Here is a 15,718-nt window from a genome sequence, read left to right as displayed (position 1 = left end):
TCTTAGCTGCCGACCTGACTTTTTAGCACTGAAAGCGGTACACTGATAACTAGAAGGGAGTTGCAGACAAATATGAAGAAGATTATCAATGACCCGGGCGATATTGTCCCGGAAATGATTGCTGGTCTCACTGCCAGTTATCCGCAATATTTGAAACAGATTCCTGAAACAACGGCGGTCGTCCGCAATGACGCCGCATTTAAGCAACATGCAAAAGTTGGCGTTATTTCCGGTGGCGGTTCAGGTCATGAGCCGCTGCATGCCGGTTATGTCGGCCAAGGCATGCTTGATGCCGCAGTGGCCGGCCAAGTCTTTACCTCACCGACGCCCGACCAAATTTACGCCGCGATCAAGGCAGTTAACCAGGGCGAAGGGGTTCTCATGATCGTCAAGAATTACTCCGGTGACGTTATGAACTTTGACATGGCCAAGGACTTGGCAAGCGTTGATGACATCAAAGTCGAGTCAGTCGTCGTGGATGACGATGTGGCGGTCAAAGATTCACTCTACACCCAGGGTCGTCGCGGCGTTGCCGGCACAATTTTTGTCGAAAAGATTCTCGGCGCGGCTTCTGAGGCTGGATTAGGCCTTGATGACCTCAAAAAGCTAGGCGATGCGGTCGTTAAAAATACCAAGTCGTTCGCGGTTGCCTTGCATGCTGCGACTGTGCCGGAAGTCGGCAAACCCGGTTTTGATCTGAAGCCAGATGAAATCGAGTTTGGTGTCGGCATTCACAACGAACCCGGCACCGGTCAAGAAAAGCTACCGACTTCCAAAGTGTTAGCCAAGCAGCTCATTGGCAAGCTAACGGTTGAATTCAAAGATCCTAAAGCTCATAAATACGCGGTGCTGGTCAACGGCATGGGTGCGACCCCACTGTCCGAGCAGTATATTTTCATGGGCGATGTTTTGAACGAGTTGCATGCCCAAGGCCTCGAAGCCAGCTTCACCAAGGCAGGCAATTATGTCACATCGCTCGACATGGCTGGCGTTTCGCTGACGATGCTGGCGCTGGACGATCCGCAATGGCTGACTTATCTGAATGCATCTGCACATACTGTAGGCTGGGGGGATACTGATGTTAAACGTTGAGACATTAACCAAATGGATGACGAATTTTGAAAACCGGATTGCCGATCAAAAAGATCATCTCACCGAACTTGACCGCGTGATCGGCGACTCCGACCATGGTAACAACATGGAACGCGGCGTCAATGCGATCAAAGCAGCGTTCGAAAAGACACCGCCAACCGACGATCTGGCTCAGGATTTCAAAACAATTGCCATGGCGATGCTCAGTAAAGTCGGCGGTGCCAGTGGTCCGTTGTATGGAACGGCTTTTCTGGAAATGGCTAAACTCGCCAAAACCGACACTGACTTTGGCGACCTTGTCGAAGCAGCTGCCAAGGGTATTGCCAAACGCGGCCAAACCAAGCCTGGTGACAAAACCATGTTGGATGTCTGGGCACCTGCCGCTGATTTGATCAAGCAAAACAAGTTGACCGCCGACGCCATTGACAAACTGGTCGAAGCCACCAAGCCAATGACCGCCAAACGCGGCCGCGCCTCTTACCTCGGTGAAAAGAGTATCGGCCACGTTGACCCAGGTGCTGCTTCGACTGGTGAGCTACTAAAAGCATACCTCGATGCAAAAGCGTGAACTGTCAAACCTCAAAGGAGCGTGATTCTATGGCAATGGGCATGTTGCTCGTTTCCCACGTACCGGCCATCGCCAGCGGCCTTGAAACTTTGATTAAACAAGTCGCCAAAGATGTGCCAATCACCACAGCCGGCGGTACCAGCGACGGTCAAATCGGCACCGATCTTGACCACATTCAAAAAGCCATTAACAACAACCCGGCCTCCGAGTTGCTCGTTTTCTATGATCTGGGTAGCGCCAAAATGAATCTCGACATCGCCGAAGAAGTCAGCGACAAACAAATGCATGTCTATGACGTGGCGTTTGTCGAAGGCGCTTATGCCGCGGCTGCGTTACTTGAAGCCAACGTGACACTGGATAAAATCGAGGCACAGTTGAAGCCGTTGAAAGTCAAGTAACCTCCCCACCTGTCGCTGCCTAGCAGCAATTTGACAGACTTTTACCCCCAATCTACTCGATATTTCTAGCATAACTACAGGAGCAATGATGTTGATGGCCACATCCGATCAGACCAAAATGCAACTCGCGACCACCTTAAAGCAGCTCATGCAGCATAAGCCGCTGGATCGCATTACCATTGCGGAATTGAGTGCCGCAACCCACGTGAATCGCAACACGTTTTATTATCATTTTGAAGATATTTACGGCCTCCTGAAGTGGACGTTTGAAGCTGACATCGGCCGTAAAGTCATGAAGAATCTTGGAGCAGCCACCTGGGAAGCCAAGTATCGGCTGGTGCTCGATTACATTCTGACCAATCAGGCATTTTGTCTGAACGCCTTCAATTCCGTTGGTCGCGACATGCTGGAAGAGTTCCTTTTCCAGTCCGCGACTGACATGGTCAAGCCAGTGGTCCTGGACATTGATCCAACCACGCCTGCCAAAATGGTTGCGGACATCTGTAATTTTTATGGCGCCGCGATTGTCGGCCAGGTTTTGTTGTGGTTATCACAGTCGTTACAGGAACCCGAAGAGGACCTGATCAAGCGCGCTGATCTGATGCTTAACGGTTCGATTGCGTTCATTGTGCACAAGCAAGCGCACAATAAAAGAACTTAATTTTCGAACAAACGCCACATTTTGACTAAAGACGCTTCTTTTTCGGATGGCTATACTATAGCTATAGACGGAAAGGAAGCGTTTTTATATGAAAAAACTTTTATGGACGGCACTCGGCCTGGCCTTGGTGACCGGGGGAACAGCCTGGTACTTCGCTAACAAAATGGAACTGTTCAAAGATGACGCGGATGCATACAAGAAGTTTGAAAGTCGTTAGGGGGACTAAAAGATGATCAAGCATAAGGCGATCATGATCGGCGCTGGGCTGGCAAATATGGCGGCCGCCGTTTATCTGATTCAGGAAGGTCATTGGCAGGGAAATCAAATCACGTTTTATTCACTGGACGATCATGGGTCAAATGACGGTGCTCCGGCTGCTGATACGGCAGATGAGTACTGGAATAAGGTTCATCCCATGGAAAACACCAAAGGCTATGTGGCACGCGGTGGTCGCATGCTGAACTATCGAACCTATGTTGATTTGATGGACCTGTTGAGTCGGATTCCATCGGCAACTGAACCGGGACTGACGGCTGAAGAAGATACCCGGCAGTTTGATGCCCAGCATCGCACTTTTGACAAGGCGCGGCTGATGGAAGGCGGCATCGGCATCATTCAGGCTGGCCATCTAGGGCTGAACAACACGGATCGTCTTTTGCTAACCAAGCTGATTATGATGCCAGACTCAGAAGAAGAAAAACTCGACAATGTCAGCATTGCTGATTACTTCAAAGATGATCCGCATATGTTCCAGACGAATTTCTGGTACATGTGGGAAACGACCTTCGCGTTCCGGATTGAAAGTTCAGCGCAAGAGTTGCGGCGTTACATGCACATGATGATTTATGAGTTTACGCAAATCGAGCATCTGGTGGGCGTTAACCGCACCCGTTACAACCAATTCGAAAGCATCATGTTGCCGCTGATCAACTACCTGAAGGATCAAGGCTGCCGGATTATTCTCAATCGCCGGGTCACGGATTTTGAGTTTAAAGACACGACTATGACCGACGAGATCACCGTCACCGGCCTCAACATGCTGAACACCGAAACCGGCAAAACCGAGCATGTTGCTGTGGATGATGACACTGCCGTCTTCTTTACCAACGGCTCCATCACCGATTCAGCCACGCAAGGCGACTTTGACCACCCGGCCGTTGAAAACATGGATCAAGGTGCTGCTGCTGGCTTATGGAAACAAGCTACTGAACATTTTTATAACCTTGGCAATCCTGATAAGTTCTTTGCTGATCGCGCCGCCAGCGAATGGGTCAGTTTTACTTTGACCACCAAGGATCACCTGCTGCTCAATGAAATCGAACGCATCACGACGCAACTTCCGGGGAATGCTTTGAATTCCTTCTTATCCACCCAACCGATCACGGCGCTTGGGCAAAAGGATGTGATGATGTCGATTGTCGTGCATCATCAACCACACTTCACGACCCAAAAGCCAAACGAGACCGTTCTTTGGGGCTATTTCCTCTATCCACGGCGTTACGGTGAGTTCGTCAACAAGCCGTATATCAAAATGACCGGTAAGGAAATGGCGTTGGAATTAATCGGCCAATTGGCAAAAGTCGATCCGGGTCCCGGCAATATCCGCGATCACCAAGATGCGATTATGGCCAGCATCATCAACAATATTCCAGTCTACATGCCATATGCTTCGGCGCTTTTCAACAATCGCGCCAAAGTCGATCGTCCCGAAGTCATTCCGGCCCATTCAACGAACCTCGCCTTCACCGGTGAATTCGTCGAACAGCCATTTCAGATGGTCTTCACGGAACAAAGCGCTGTCCGCTCAGGCGAAATTGCTGCCTATCACTTCACCGGCATCCCGATGAGTCACCTTGTCCAAACGCCAAGATACGACAAGGATATTAAGACGCTGATGCGGGCAACAAAGAAAATGTTCGAATAAACCGCCACTGAAGCAATCTGTGCAGGTAAAAATCATTTATCCACCACACTTACAGTCAATCGGCACCAAAGACGCGTATTCTGTCTTTGGTGCCGATTTTATTTGGCTAGATTTTAACCATTATAAACTCGCAAAAACACCCATATCGCAGGACTTTTGCTGCTGTGAATTTCTTTTGGAAAACAAAGCAAGTTTTCATGTGAGCAAGGGGCGACAACTGGTAAACTGAAGGTAAGCAAACCCGTAACAATAAGAAGTGGAGGGCAACATGGATTACCAAGAAAAACTGCAACGACACGCCAGCAAGGAAATCGATCTTTATTGGTCTGATTTTCAAAAAAGCGATGACTATGCAGCCTTGATGCAGGATCCGGATTTTAGAAAAATACCGCCAAAAGAAATTCGCGTGATCCTTGTCACCTTCTTTGCTGCGTCATTCAAGAATCTACGGTCCACCATTCAGACGCTTTCTGCTGAATCGGTTTCGATTGCACTCGAAACGACACTGCAACAGGTCAACAATGACGATCGCCGCCGCAGCGAAGCCATCGCCGTTGCTTCAGAGCTCATTAAAGCCATGATGATTTGGTTGATTCGCACCAAACGCGTCAAGTTGACGATTGTCGACTTCATTGATGCGTTAATGGGCGCATTGCTCACAACAACCTATGTCCTCGGGTTAGTCGAAGATGGTGAGCTTGCGTCTCCGATGGCTGATGATTCTGACGGGCGTGATATTGGCTTTGATCCTGCTGACGATCTTGATGTTGATTCCGAAAGCATGTCAATCCTAGTCGACCAGCTGATGGTCTTTTTCGACTCAAAGGCCTGGCATCACCTGCCAGAAGCCACTCAGGACGAAGAATTCTTTGGTGCAGTGATCTTTTTCCTGATTCACACGATTCAAGCCATGTTTGGCCACGAGCCGAAAGAATGGACCAGCCAGGACATTGGCGCTGCGCTGTTGCTATTGCTGCGCGACACCAAGCTCGTGCCGCCGGATAAGCAGGAAGGCTTGGGCCAATCCTTAGCCATCTTTATCAAGTCCACCGCCAGCACCCACTTGTGGACGGCAACCCAAATGAAATCCCTAGCTGACACGGCGCAAAATCAGATTAAGGAAGCCTTGACCAAAAAGCCGGTCCCGCGAAAAGGCCACGCCAAAACAGCCGGTCACGCCGACTCGGATCAGATTATTCCCATGGCCGAGTGGCAGAAGAACAAACGGCAAAAACGGCAACGATAAAATTTATAGTATTGTGCAAAAACGCCGTCAAAGGGGAGCTCCCTATTTGGCGGCGTTTTTGTGATGAGTTTTTGGAGATTTTTTATAGTTGATTAAACTGTTCCGTTTTTACCAAATCGTCATAGGTGACTTCCGTAACGGTCGGATCAAGCGTCTTGGTGGTCATGGTTAGCGTGTTTGAATCCTGAACGTAAATTGCGCGCTTGCTCAAGTCATAGCCTGACCAATACTGGGTGTAATCCGTCAAAATGTCGTGTTTGGGATCGCGACCCAAGCCTTGCGGAATCAGGACCGTCTTGAAGGCATTGTAAAGCACGCGGATGCCATCTTTGCTTTCAAACGGATCAAGATTGCGGGACACAAACATGGCTCTGACAAACCGCGACGGGGAGGTGTAATCACCTGGCAAGCCAAACATGCCGTAGCCGGTGCCCAGTTCAATCGGGTCAAGATGGTGATCACCGAGATTGGCACCTTCAGGATAATTGCGATCGTTCAGGCTGACATAGTTGCGTAAATTAGTGGTGTGCCAATGATATTCCGGGCTATTTGTCATGGCGCCAATGCTGTCATAAAGCTTGAAGGCCCCGTGATCGGTTGGCTCGATGACTAACCCAGCGCCAGACGGATCGACAAACGTATAATGCAGCGGAATTTTAACGCCTTGACCGCCAAACTGGAGTGGTTCATCAATCAAGCCATATTGACCGGCCAGTTCACGGACCTCAGCAACATTTTTACAAGTCGTCAAGGCTAGGCTGACAAACTCTTCACCTTTGATCGGTTTCAAGTTGCGTTTTGCCAGTGAATCGGCACTCGCCCAGCTGCACTCAACCAGCACCTGCAAATCGCCAGCAAGTCCTTCACTGTTGACGCCATCAAATAAAGCGACACTCTGATCAACACCAACGCCGACCGCAGCATACTTGGTCGTCCAAGTCCCACTTTGCGCCGGCAATTGATGATCGGCCGGTAGACTCACGATTTTCCCCGGAACGCCGCCAGCCGGTGTCTCGTGAAAGAAACTCGTGTTATAGTCCATCGTTCGGCCCCAGAAAATATCACCTTGAAGCGATTTGATCTTCATAGATGAACACATATAGAAAAACCTCCTTCAAGAAAATTGAATCACGTGATCTAACAGTACAATTGTTATTATACGCTTGTTCAGTCAGCACTTTAGGTTCATTTAACCTCTGACATCTTTTCAGGCTTTTGGTTATTAAAAAACCCGCGATATGATTGGTCGCGGGTGTGACATCTGATAAGCTATGAATGAGCAGAAAAGTTAATAGGCGGTGGCGCCTCGCAATCGAAAGAAGGTGATGCCGATGGTGTAAAAACTATCGAACCACATTCCGACGAAAGGAGGTGCCGGTGTGTTTATGATTGCCGCACTTGCGACAATCACGGTTTGCATCAGCTCGTTCACTGTTTTGGTCAACGCGTTCACTCGTTTGATCAAGGCTTTGATAAAACTGTGCTTTGCAGTTTACGAGCTAAAGCAGGCGCTCGGATTATTCCGAAAAAAATAAACATACTAAAAGCCGCGTTGACTTTGGACACCAATCGCGGCTTTTAGTTTGCGATGTAAGCCACCGTTCTTAATACGGTTCTGCTGTAACAAGGGACGCTTTGTTGAGGCAAGGCGTCTCTTTTACGTGTCCATTATAACAGATCCAGAATGACATAGGAACCTCGGAAATTGACAAGAGCGTGAACTGGCGCGGTTAGAAATCGGAGTGTAAGTGGCCTCAGGCGTGATGACCCGATTTTGGCCATTGCGCCTGAGGTTCTTACACGCAGACTTCTGCGTCAGTGAACGCGTTTCAGCCAGGTAAACTCACTTAGTTACTTTTTTGCAGGTAGCTAATCGGCTTATCAACCTCAAGCTTCGTCCCGGAAAAAGTCTTCTTGATCCAAGCTTGAAGGGTTGGATCGTGGTAAAGTTTCACGAGTTTTTTGAACTGCTTATTGTTCTTGTTCTTGGCTGCAGTTGCAAGAATATTGACATTTGCCCGCGTCTTCTGGGTTAATTTTTCATGGAAAAGTGAATCTTTCAAAACGTTGAGCCCGCCATCCAAGGCCCGTGTATTGGAAATCAGCTCTGCATCAACGTCCGGCAACGTCTGCACCGTGGTTTCCACCTCTTTAAATTTCAGCTGTTTGGGATTCGTCTGAATGTCTTTCACCGTACTCAGCGCATTAAAATTCGGCTTCAGCGTGATCAATTTAGCGGCCGCAAGTAGTAATAGCCCGCGGGTCGCATTGGCTGGATCATTTGAAATACCAATCGTCGCGCCATTGGGAATTTCGCTTAAATGTTTGTACTTCTTTGAATACAATCCCATCGGCTCAAGATAGGTTGTCCCAAGTGCGGCCAATTTTTGACTTGGATTGATTTTATTGTATTGCTGAAAATAGGCATACGACTGGAACGCGTTCACATCAAGTTGCCCTTCAGCAGTCGAAGCATTAATGACGTTGCCGTCCGTAACCTGTTTCACTCTAATCGTCAGTCCCGCCTTTTTGGCTTGCGGCGATTTAGCGATATGTTGCCAGATTTGATAGTCCGAGCCACTACTGCCGAGCACGATGGGCTTGCTGTTTGAGCTGGCAGCACTGCTATCATTCGCAGCCTTACCGCAAGCGACCAGCGTCAAAAGTGACACCAAGGCAATTCCTGTGACGATTATTTTCTTCCAACGATTCATAAACACAGCCCCCTCAAATGATCAGCCACCGTGAACATGGCCGATAGAAACCTCGACAAAAATTATTTTCACGATCACCGTCTCAACACCTTGTTTTGAGTGACCTTCAAACTTGCTCCTGCTGCAAACAAAAAGTCGCCCCCTGACTACTTTTTCGTAGTCAAGGGACGACCATGCCGTGTTACCACCCTTATTCGCGATGTTATCACACCGCCTCCAGTACCTGTTGATACCTGGCAGGATAACGGCTGCAGCCGATCCATGGGCGTTAACCACACGAATCACTATTCGAAGCTCATCTTCGCCTTCTTGCCAATGCCCCTTTTCCACCAACCGGGTTCGCTGCATCATTTGCGCCAAGGTTACTCTTCTTCTCAAAGTGTTGATTAGTTGTTAGGAATATACGGCCTTTACTCGCAAATGTCAAATTTCTTACCAAGAGCGTGAGCTGGCGCGGTTCGTCAGTTCTCTGGCTGATCACTAACAAAACGAATCGCACTGGCATGTTCGCCACCACAGCTAATCGTCTGCGTCGCCTTCACGAAGCGGTCACTGGCGAAGCCTTCCTCGGTTCCGGGATTCGGAAAAACAAATCCGCCAGCCGAACTTTGAATGTCGACGCGCAGGCGATGGCCGGCTGGCAATTCATAGGATGTTTTCTGAGAAAGTACGGTAAAATGGGTCATCTCGCCAGGCTTGAGATATCTTGGCTCTGACAAACTGTCGCGGAACTTGGCATTCATCGTGCCTTCAGCCATTTGAATTGACTGCCCATCTGGCGTGACGTCCAAGACCCGGAAGTCCCAGTCACAATCGACGGCGCTGGATGACGCCCACAGATCAAGCTTCACCTGGCCAACGACACGCAGCGGGTTTTGCAGTTCCTTCGTGGTAAAACTAACCACATCCGGACGCTTTTCAACTTCCTGATAATCAGCCGGAAATTCGAATTCATTTTGCGTTACCGAAATTAACTTAGGCACGGGATTGTTTGGATCATGTACATAGCTGACAGTGCCCGCTGCTGGCGCGGACGCCGCCAAACTGCCATCTGCGCCCAGATGTAGGACCTTGACGAAGCCTGCTGGGGGAAAAGATGCTGCTGTATGCCAGCGTTCTTCGCCAACGGTATAGTATTCAACCAATGGGCCCGCAGCGACGCCATTTTCAACGCCCTTTAGAAAATGATCAAACCATTGCTGGTGAATCAGATCAATATCTGGCCGCAGTGCTTCGGCGCCTAAGCGAACCGGTCCTAAATCATACTGGGCATTCCCGCCATGCAGCCAAGGGCCAAGAATGATCCGGCGTTTATCGGACGGATAGTCAGCCGTCGCCGCAATGGCCTCCGTCGAGCCGATACCGTCATCGTCATACCAACCACTTTGAATGAGCGCCGGCACTTCAATTTTGGCGCGTCTGGCGAACCAGTCCCCTCGGTTGAGAAAACTATCATAATGATTATGGCGCATAAATTGGGTCATGCCGTATTGGGGATGCCCCAGAACAATCTCGGGAATCTTTTCGATCGGCCGAACCTTCATGAGTTGGTCCCAATCATCGCGGTCGGTTAATGCCGAATTGAAGTGACGGCCGTCCGTCGCGATCGACCATGCCACCTGCGCCATAAATGGGGCGCCGCGGCGGTAGTAAGTATCAGTGAACGGCCCACCTGCCGTAACCATCGAAACAATGGCCTGAAGATGCGCATTACCACTGGCAGCCGCAGCCCACTGAACATACCCACCATATGAGCCGCCAGACATCCCCACTTTGCCATTACTCCAAGGCTGGGCAGCAATCCAATCAAGCGTGTCATCGCCATCATCCTGCTCGTGGATCATCGGCAACCATTCGCCTTCCGAATCGCCGCGGCCGCGCACATCCTGTAATACCACCGCATAGCCCCGCAAAATATAACGCATGTAACTAGCCACATAAACCTCGCGACCATAAGGCGTTCGTTCCATCACGGTTGGAAAAGGTCCTGATCCGGCAGGCAAAATCACCGTTGCTGCCAACCCGACGCCATCACGCATGGGTGCCCAAGCCGTGAATGGTTGATGCGCGTGACCTGGCGTCGCGGTGTACCCCGCTTCCTGCCACTTAGCCAAAACACTATAACCCTCGTATCCCGGTTGAATCAGCACACTGGTCAGATTACGCGCACAAACCTGAAACCCGACAATCTGATCATCAGCCTCAATCAAGTCAACCGCATACTTTGGCCCACGATTCATCCAATGATGTTCATCAGTCCGTTGGTATTCAGCGCCCCAAGCGGTTTTAAAATGATCCGCCTTTGAAAAGTCCGCGTAGCCGCCATCTTGCCACCGTTTTAACGTTGCCTGAATATCAAGCTCGCCATATGTCTTAAAAGTAGCATTATCGTCATCGTTTAACGTTTTTTCCCGACTACCTAACCAAGAATATGTAATGGTTTGATCAGTCAATTCGAACGTACCGAAATGCAAACCTGATTGATAAAATTTAAAAGTTGTCATAAAGACCCCCTAGCCTAGCGTGAGCGTGAACCGGCGCGCTTAGAAACCGGAGTGTAAGCGGCCTTGGTCGGCAATGGCCCGGGCTTAGGCCATTGCGACCAAGGCCCTTACATGCAGGTTTCTGCGCCGGTGAACGCGTTATAGTAACCACTGTCAACAACTCAAACAGCTTTTACAAATCGCATTCGATGCCCAGTCCCGGTTTGTCGCTTAGCTGATATTTTCCTGCATTCGCCGTAAACCCACCGCGCAACCACGCTGGTTCATCAAACAGCAGAAAAGAATCCAAGTCAGCGTACTGGACATTTTGGTGGGCAGCAACAAAATGCGCTGCCGCAGCAATGCCGATGCGCGTTTCCGCCATACAGCCCACCATGCACGGAATCCCAGCCGCCTCAGCCACCGCGTTAATCTGCCCGGCACCAGACAAACCAGACGACTTTTGCAATTTGATATTAATGATATCGCACGCACTCGACCGCACCGCCGCAAAGGCATCGCTGGCATTATGGACGCTTTCATCTAACATCACCAACTGGTCAATTTGCTGACACACTGCCGGCATCTGATCCAGGCGGTTAGCCGGTAACGGCTGTTCAACTGCCGAAGCGGCACCGCCAATGGCCCGCATCATCCGAATAGCCTGTTTAGGGGCCCATCCTTGGTTGGCATCCAAACGCAAATCTACCGTTGAGCCAACTGCCTTACGAATCGCCTGAACAGCCGCAAGATCATCAGCGTCTTGAATGCCGACTTTTACCTTAAGTTCTCTGTATCCTTGATCGACCAGCTGTTTCGCTTCTTGCGCCATTTTTTCCGGCGAATTAATCCCGATGGTATAATCACTGGTTAAAACGTTCCCGGTACCACCCAGCAATTGATAAACCGGCAACCCGGCATCTTTTCCCAGCAAATCCCAGCAAGCCATATCAATCCCCGCTTTTGCCGCAGTATGTCCAGCAAAACAGGCATCCATTTTGGCGTGAATGGCTTCTAAGCTGCGCGGATCACTCGCACTTAACGCTTGGGACAAAGTCTTGAGGGCAACCTCTTCCGTATCAATGCTCTCGCCGGTCACATGCTCAAGTGGGTTCGTTTCCCCATAGCCGATCAAGCCAGTGTCGGTGGTGATTTTGATAATCAGTGTCTCGAGTTTATAGAGTGTGGTAAATGCAACTTTGAACGGCTCATGCAAAGTGATCGGACGGCGAAATATCTGGATCGTCTCAATTTTCATTCACAGCATCTACTTTCATTTTATTCTCATTTTACTCGTGACATTATAAGGGTCAACATATATTCCAGTTTGTCCTGAACGGCCACAATCACATAGGATATCGAAAGCAGAGCTTCTCACGAATCCTGAATAAGTATTATAGTTTCATTAGTGACATGCAAATCTTGAAAAAGAGAGGAAAACAAAATGACCAAGCCACTGTCTGAAATGACTTTAGAAGAGCTATGGCAACTATTTCCAATTTCGCTGACTGAACCGCAGAAACAATGGGCCACTGACTATGAACAAGAGTCAAACAGAATTCGCAAAATATTGCAGAATGTCGCTGTCGTCAGAATCAGTCATATTGGCAGCACAGCCATTAAAAGCATCTGGGCTAAGTCGATCGTGGATATTTTGGTCGAGGTATCACCAAAAACTAATTTGATCGATGTTGCTGAACAGCTATCCAGAAATGGCTACATCATCATGTCTGAAGAAAAACAAAGAATTTCTCTGAATAAAGGTTATACAGTTAACAGATTCGCTAAATCTGTTTACCATTTACATTTAAGGTTTGCCGGCGATAACGATGAATTGTATTTCAGAGATTACCTGAACGATCATCCAGAAGTAGCCAAAAAGTACGAGACCTTAAAAATTAAATTGTGGCATCAATTCGAGCATAATCGCGATGCTTACACCAGTGCCAAAGGGGATTTTATCCAGAAATACACCAAGCTGGCCAAAACAAAATATCAAGGTCGATATGTTTAAGGATCTTCTGTGAAGAAGCTTAACTTGTTCCCGTCTATCTCGAGACGTACACTAGTCACAAGACTGTACGGAGGTAATGCTTATGAATAAATCCGATCTAGCTGATATATGTCTGCAACGCCATTTACCAACCCATGGCACCAAGACCCACTTGTGCGCGCCTGTTGAAGGCACATCATCAAGATTCACTGATCTCCGAACGCCATGGATTGAGAGGCTAAACTCAAATGAAAGCATTGTTCTTCAAAACGTTTGGTGACGCGAATGTGCTGCAATATGGGACACTGCCAGACCCGCAAGTTGGTCCAGAGGATCTTTTGGTTCAAACCCACTATATCGGTCTAAACTTTGCTGATATTTATCGGCGGCGCGGAACCTATCACCTCGAACCACACACACCATTTATCGATGGATATGAAGGGCTCGGTCAAATTGTTGCCATTGGATCCGACGTCACGACTTTTACACTGGGCGAGCGGATTTTATTTGTTGACGTCCCATTCGCGAATGCCTCCTTGGTCCGCGTTCCGCGCGATCACGCCATTCGTGTTCCTTCAGCGATTGACGATAAAACCGCAGCAAGCATCGGATTGCAAGGCTTGACCGCCGACTTTTTGGCGCACGACCTAGCCCGAAATCATGCGGGTGATCGCGTATTGATTCACGGTATTAGCGGTGGTGTCGGCCAATTGTTGGCCCAAATGTTGATTGCCGATGGCGTCCAAGTAGCAGGCGTGACCTCTACTTTGGCGAAGAAAGAAATTGCCTTGAAGTTAGGCGCATCAGCGGTTTTCCTTCGACACTCAGATTGGGCTGAACATGAACGCGGCCATTTTGACACGGTGTTCGACGGGGTCGGCGTTACGCTTCCGCTAAGTTTCGACCTGATCCGGCACCGTGGTAGCGTTGTTTTTTACGGCATGGCAGGCGGACTCCCACCCAAAATTGACGCTGTTAACTTGTTGAATCAATCAAAAAGTCTGCTTACTGGCGATTTGTGGGATTATCTCACAAGCTTCAAAGCCCGCCAGATTCGTAGCACCAGGCTGTTTCACTATGTTTTAAACGGTGCGATTAAAGTACAGCCGCCAACTATCTTAACGTTAGCTGATGGCCGAAAAGCCCATGAGTTGCTTGAATCAGGCAAAAGCGCGGGCAAAATTTTATTAGAAAGCGGGTCGTTTTCATGAAGAAAGTCGTTGTGATTGGTGCGTTCGGGACAATCGGGTCACAAGTAGCGCAATTATTGCGAAAGTATGGGTATGACGTCATCACTGCTAGTCGGCATCAAGGTGATGTAAGAGTTGATATTGCCGATCTGTCAAGTATTGAGGCTATGTTTGCCAAGATTGGCAGCATTGATGCAATCGTCAATGTGGCGGGCGCGGTCAAGGTGATGCCATTGGACACGATGACACCGGCGGATAATATGGTTGCGGTGACTAGCAAACTTCTCGGTCAAATCAATCTTGTATTGGTCGGCCAACACCATCTCAATGACAACGGCAGCATCACCTTAACCACCGGCGTTACCAAAGACGATCCGATTGCAGGTGGTGCATCAGGCGCGATGGCAAATGGTGGCGTAGCAGCATTCGTCAAATCAGCCGCGATCGATTTGAAGCGCGGTTTACGAATCAATTGTGTGAGCCCGACGATCGTAGAAGAATCTTACGACCAACTCAAGGATTCGTATGCTGGTTTTATCCCCATCCCGGCAAAACTCGCAGCGACAGGTTATTTGAAAAGTGTTCAGGGAAAACAAACAGGACAGGAATATCGGATTTATCGTTAACAACATCAAGCGTACCTGAGTTCAAGAAACAAGGCACAACTAGAAATGGCAATTTCTGCTGGTGTCGGTACATTTTTTATTGTGTCTGCTATTCCCGGAGTCTTCTGAGTGCTTCCTTCAACTCGTCAATGGCATCCCGCAATTCTACGAAAGACTTGATCAAATGACGTCCGGTGATAAGCAAATAAGTGCGGTCTGCTACCATCATCAGTATTATCGTCACCCCCATGACGACCATTAGTGCCAGATATGATTGCAATGTTCCGATACGGCTGCCATTACGATGAACTCGATACGTCAAAAAGACAAGAATTAAAAACAGTAATCCGGTTGAAAAAATGCCTGTGATCACCCTAAGCGTTTTTTGTTTCAAGTGTCCTACCTCCATTTGAATGTCAGTATGATCTTAAAATGTTATATCCCATTAGTTAGTGTTGCTAGCCGAAACTCCTCCATGTTACAATACAAATACAAAGAGAGCACCAGTTCCACCTGATGCTCTCCCTGCAGCAGAGCCGATTAAGACGGCTGGCATTGGGTTGACAATCAAAAAAAGACCGTCAGATTCCTCGCCAGAAATCTAGTGACGGTCTTTTTGATTGCCGATGATTGCTACAACGATGCCAACCACAGTGCCAATGAGCAGCAGCACAAAGCTGCCAAACGTTAGCATGAGGTTGATCGCGTCTACATCAGACAAACAGGCGTCTGCTATATAAAACGTGGAAGAATGTCTCTTTGACACCAGTAAAGGTTTTATATATTTCCTTTCTTGATTGACAATCCTACATTTCATTTAGTCCCGTCAACAACGGTATTCCCA

Annotated in this window: 17 protein-coding genes and 1 pseudogene; 10 read left to right on the top strand and 8 right to left on the bottom strand. The window is 48.7% G+C overall.

Annotation, left to right across the window (positions count from 1 at the left end):
* The first annotated feature begins 72 nt into the window (after nt 1-72).
* The 7 genes from dhaK (at nt 73) to LACSTY_RS02185 (ending at nt 5,889) form a co-directional block, all read left to right on the top strand.
* Nucleotides 73-1,092: a dihydroxyacetone kinase subunit DhaK gene (gene dhaK, locus LACSTY_RS02215; protein WP_049169647.1), complete on the top strand. Its 1,020-nt coding sequence runs from the start codon at nt 73-75 to the stop codon at nt 1,090-1,092.
* Nucleotides 1,079-1,660 (top strand): dihydroxyacetone kinase subunit DhaL, encoded by a 582-nt coding sequence (gene dhaL, locus LACSTY_RS02210; RefSeq protein ID WP_087911549.1) that lies wholly within the window; start codon nt 1,079-1,081, stop codon nt 1,658-1,660. Before dhaK ends, dhaL begins: the two co-directional genes overlap by 14 nt.
* A gap of 29 nt (nt 1,661-1,689) precedes the next feature.
* The gene (gene dhaM / locus LACSTY_RS02205) at nt 1,690-2,058 is read left to right on the top strand and encodes a dihydroxyacetone kinase phosphoryl donor subunit DhaM (protein WP_087911548.1); all 369 of its coding nucleotides are present in this window, start codon (nt 1,690-1,692) and stop codon (nt 2,056-2,058) included.
* Between the two features lie 94 nt (nt 2,059-2,152).
* Complete coding sequence (locus LACSTY_RS02200) at nt 2,153-2,719, top strand: TetR/AcrR family transcriptional regulator C-terminal domain-containing protein (protein ID WP_087913223.1); 567 nt, start codon at nt 2,153-2,155, stop codon at nt 2,717-2,719.
* 88 nt (nt 2,720-2,807) lie between these two features.
* Nucleotides 2,808-2,936 (top strand): hypothetical protein, encoded by a 129-nt coding sequence (locus LACSTY_RS02195; RefSeq protein WP_010492975.1) that lies wholly within the window; start codon nt 2,808-2,810, stop codon nt 2,934-2,936.
* Between the two features lie 12 nt (nt 2,937-2,948).
* A complete protein-coding gene (locus LACSTY_RS02190) occupies nt 2,949-4,643 on the top strand; it encodes an oleate hydratase (RefSeq protein ID WP_087911547.1) in 1,695 nt (564 codons plus the stop codon).
* A 268-nt stretch (nt 4,644-4,911) separates the two neighbouring features.
* A complete protein-coding gene (locus LACSTY_RS02185) occupies nt 4,912-5,889 on the top strand; it encodes a hypothetical protein (protein ID WP_087911546.1) in 978 nt (325 codons plus the stop codon).
* Nucleotides 5,890-5,971: 82 nt separating this feature from the next.
* On the opposite strand, the gene LACSTY_RS02180 is transcribed toward LACSTY_RS02185, so the two are convergent.
* The 6 genes and pseudogenes from LACSTY_RS02180 to LACSTY_RS02155 form a co-directional block, all read right to left on the bottom strand.
* On the bottom strand, nt 5,972-6,988 hold the full coding sequence (locus LACSTY_RS02180; protein ID WP_087911545.1) for a linear amide C-N hydrolase: 1,017 nt from the start codon (nt 6,986-6,988) through the stop codon (nt 5,972-5,974).
* Between the two features lie 189 nt (nt 6,989-7,177).
* Entirely contained in the window at nt 7,178-7,333 is a 156-nt protein-coding gene (locus tag LACSTY_RS02175; RefSeq protein WP_157951517.1) for a hypothetical protein, read from the bottom strand.
* A gap of 403 nt (nt 7,334-7,736) precedes the next feature.
* The gene (locus LACSTY_RS02170; protein WP_151466759.1) at nt 7,737-8,603 is read right to left on the bottom strand and encodes a MetQ/NlpA family ABC transporter substrate-binding protein; all 867 of its coding nucleotides are present in this window, start codon (nt 8,601-8,603) and stop codon (nt 7,737-7,739) included.
* Between the two features lie 150 nt (nt 8,604-8,753).
* Nucleotides 8,754-8,933 (bottom strand): annotated as a pseudogene (locus tag LACSTY_RS02165) (hypothetical protein); the annotation flags it as partial.
* 131 nt (nt 8,934-9,064) lie between these two features.
* The gene (locus tag LACSTY_RS02160; RefSeq protein ID WP_087911543.1) at nt 9,065-11,107 is read right to left on the bottom strand and encodes a CocE/NonD family hydrolase; all 2,043 of its coding nucleotides are present in this window, start codon (nt 11,105-11,107) and stop codon (nt 9,065-9,067) included.
* Between the two features lie 172 nt (nt 11,108-11,279).
* Nucleotides 11,280-12,344 carry a mandelate racemase/muconate lactonizing enzyme family protein gene (locus LACSTY_RS02155; RefSeq protein ID WP_087911542.1) on the bottom strand — a complete coding sequence of 355 codons (1,065 nt, stop codon included), beginning with the start codon at nt 12,342-12,344 and terminating at the stop codon, nt 11,280-11,282.
* A gap of 186 nt (nt 12,345-12,530) precedes the next feature.
* Between LACSTY_RS02155 and LACSTY_RS02150 the strand changes: the two genes are divergently transcribed.
* The 3 genes from LACSTY_RS02150 to LACSTY_RS02140 all read left to right on the top strand — a co-directional run bounded on the left by LACSTY_RS02150 (nt 12,531) and on the right by LACSTY_RS02140 (nt 14,895).
* Nucleotides 12,531-13,100: a GrpB family protein gene (locus LACSTY_RS02150; RefSeq protein ID WP_087911541.1), complete on the top strand. Its 570-nt coding sequence runs from the start codon at nt 12,531-12,533 to the stop codon at nt 13,098-13,100.
* 227 nt (nt 13,101-13,327) lie between these two features.
* The gene (locus tag LACSTY_RS02145; RefSeq protein ID WP_087911540.1) at nt 13,328-14,290 is read left to right on the top strand and encodes a zinc-binding dehydrogenase; all 963 of its coding nucleotides are present in this window, start codon (nt 13,328-13,330) and stop codon (nt 14,288-14,290) included.
* On the top strand, nt 14,287-14,895 hold the full coding sequence (locus LACSTY_RS02140) for a short chain dehydrogenase (RefSeq protein ID WP_025013087.1): 609 nt from the start codon (nt 14,287-14,289) through the stop codon (nt 14,893-14,895). Before LACSTY_RS02145 ends, LACSTY_RS02140 begins: the two co-directional genes overlap by 4 nt.
* A gap of 88 nt (nt 14,896-14,983) precedes the next feature.
* Here LACSTY_RS02140 and LACSTY_RS02135 read toward each other — a convergent pair whose 3' ends face one another.
* The gene (locus LACSTY_RS02135; protein WP_025013088.1) at nt 14,984-15,268 is read right to left on the bottom strand and encodes a hypothetical protein; all 285 of its coding nucleotides are present in this window, start codon (nt 15,266-15,268) and stop codon (nt 14,984-14,986) included.
* Nucleotides 15,269-15,475: 207 nt separating this feature from the next.
* On the bottom strand, nt 15,476-15,595 hold the full coding sequence (locus LACSTY_RS02130) for a putative holin-like toxin (protein WP_025013089.1): 120 nt from the start codon (nt 15,593-15,595) through the stop codon (nt 15,476-15,478).
* Nucleotides 15,596-15,718: the final 123 nt, after the last annotated feature.

It is taken from the genome of Lacticaseibacillus styriensis, from assembly GCF_030770295.1.
GTDB classification, from domain to species: Bacteria; Bacillota; Bacilli; order Lactobacillales; family Lactobacillaceae; genus Lacticaseibacillus; species Lacticaseibacillus casei.
Note: the sequence above shows the minus strand (reverse complement) of the source record. Positions and strands in the feature narration are given on the sequence as shown.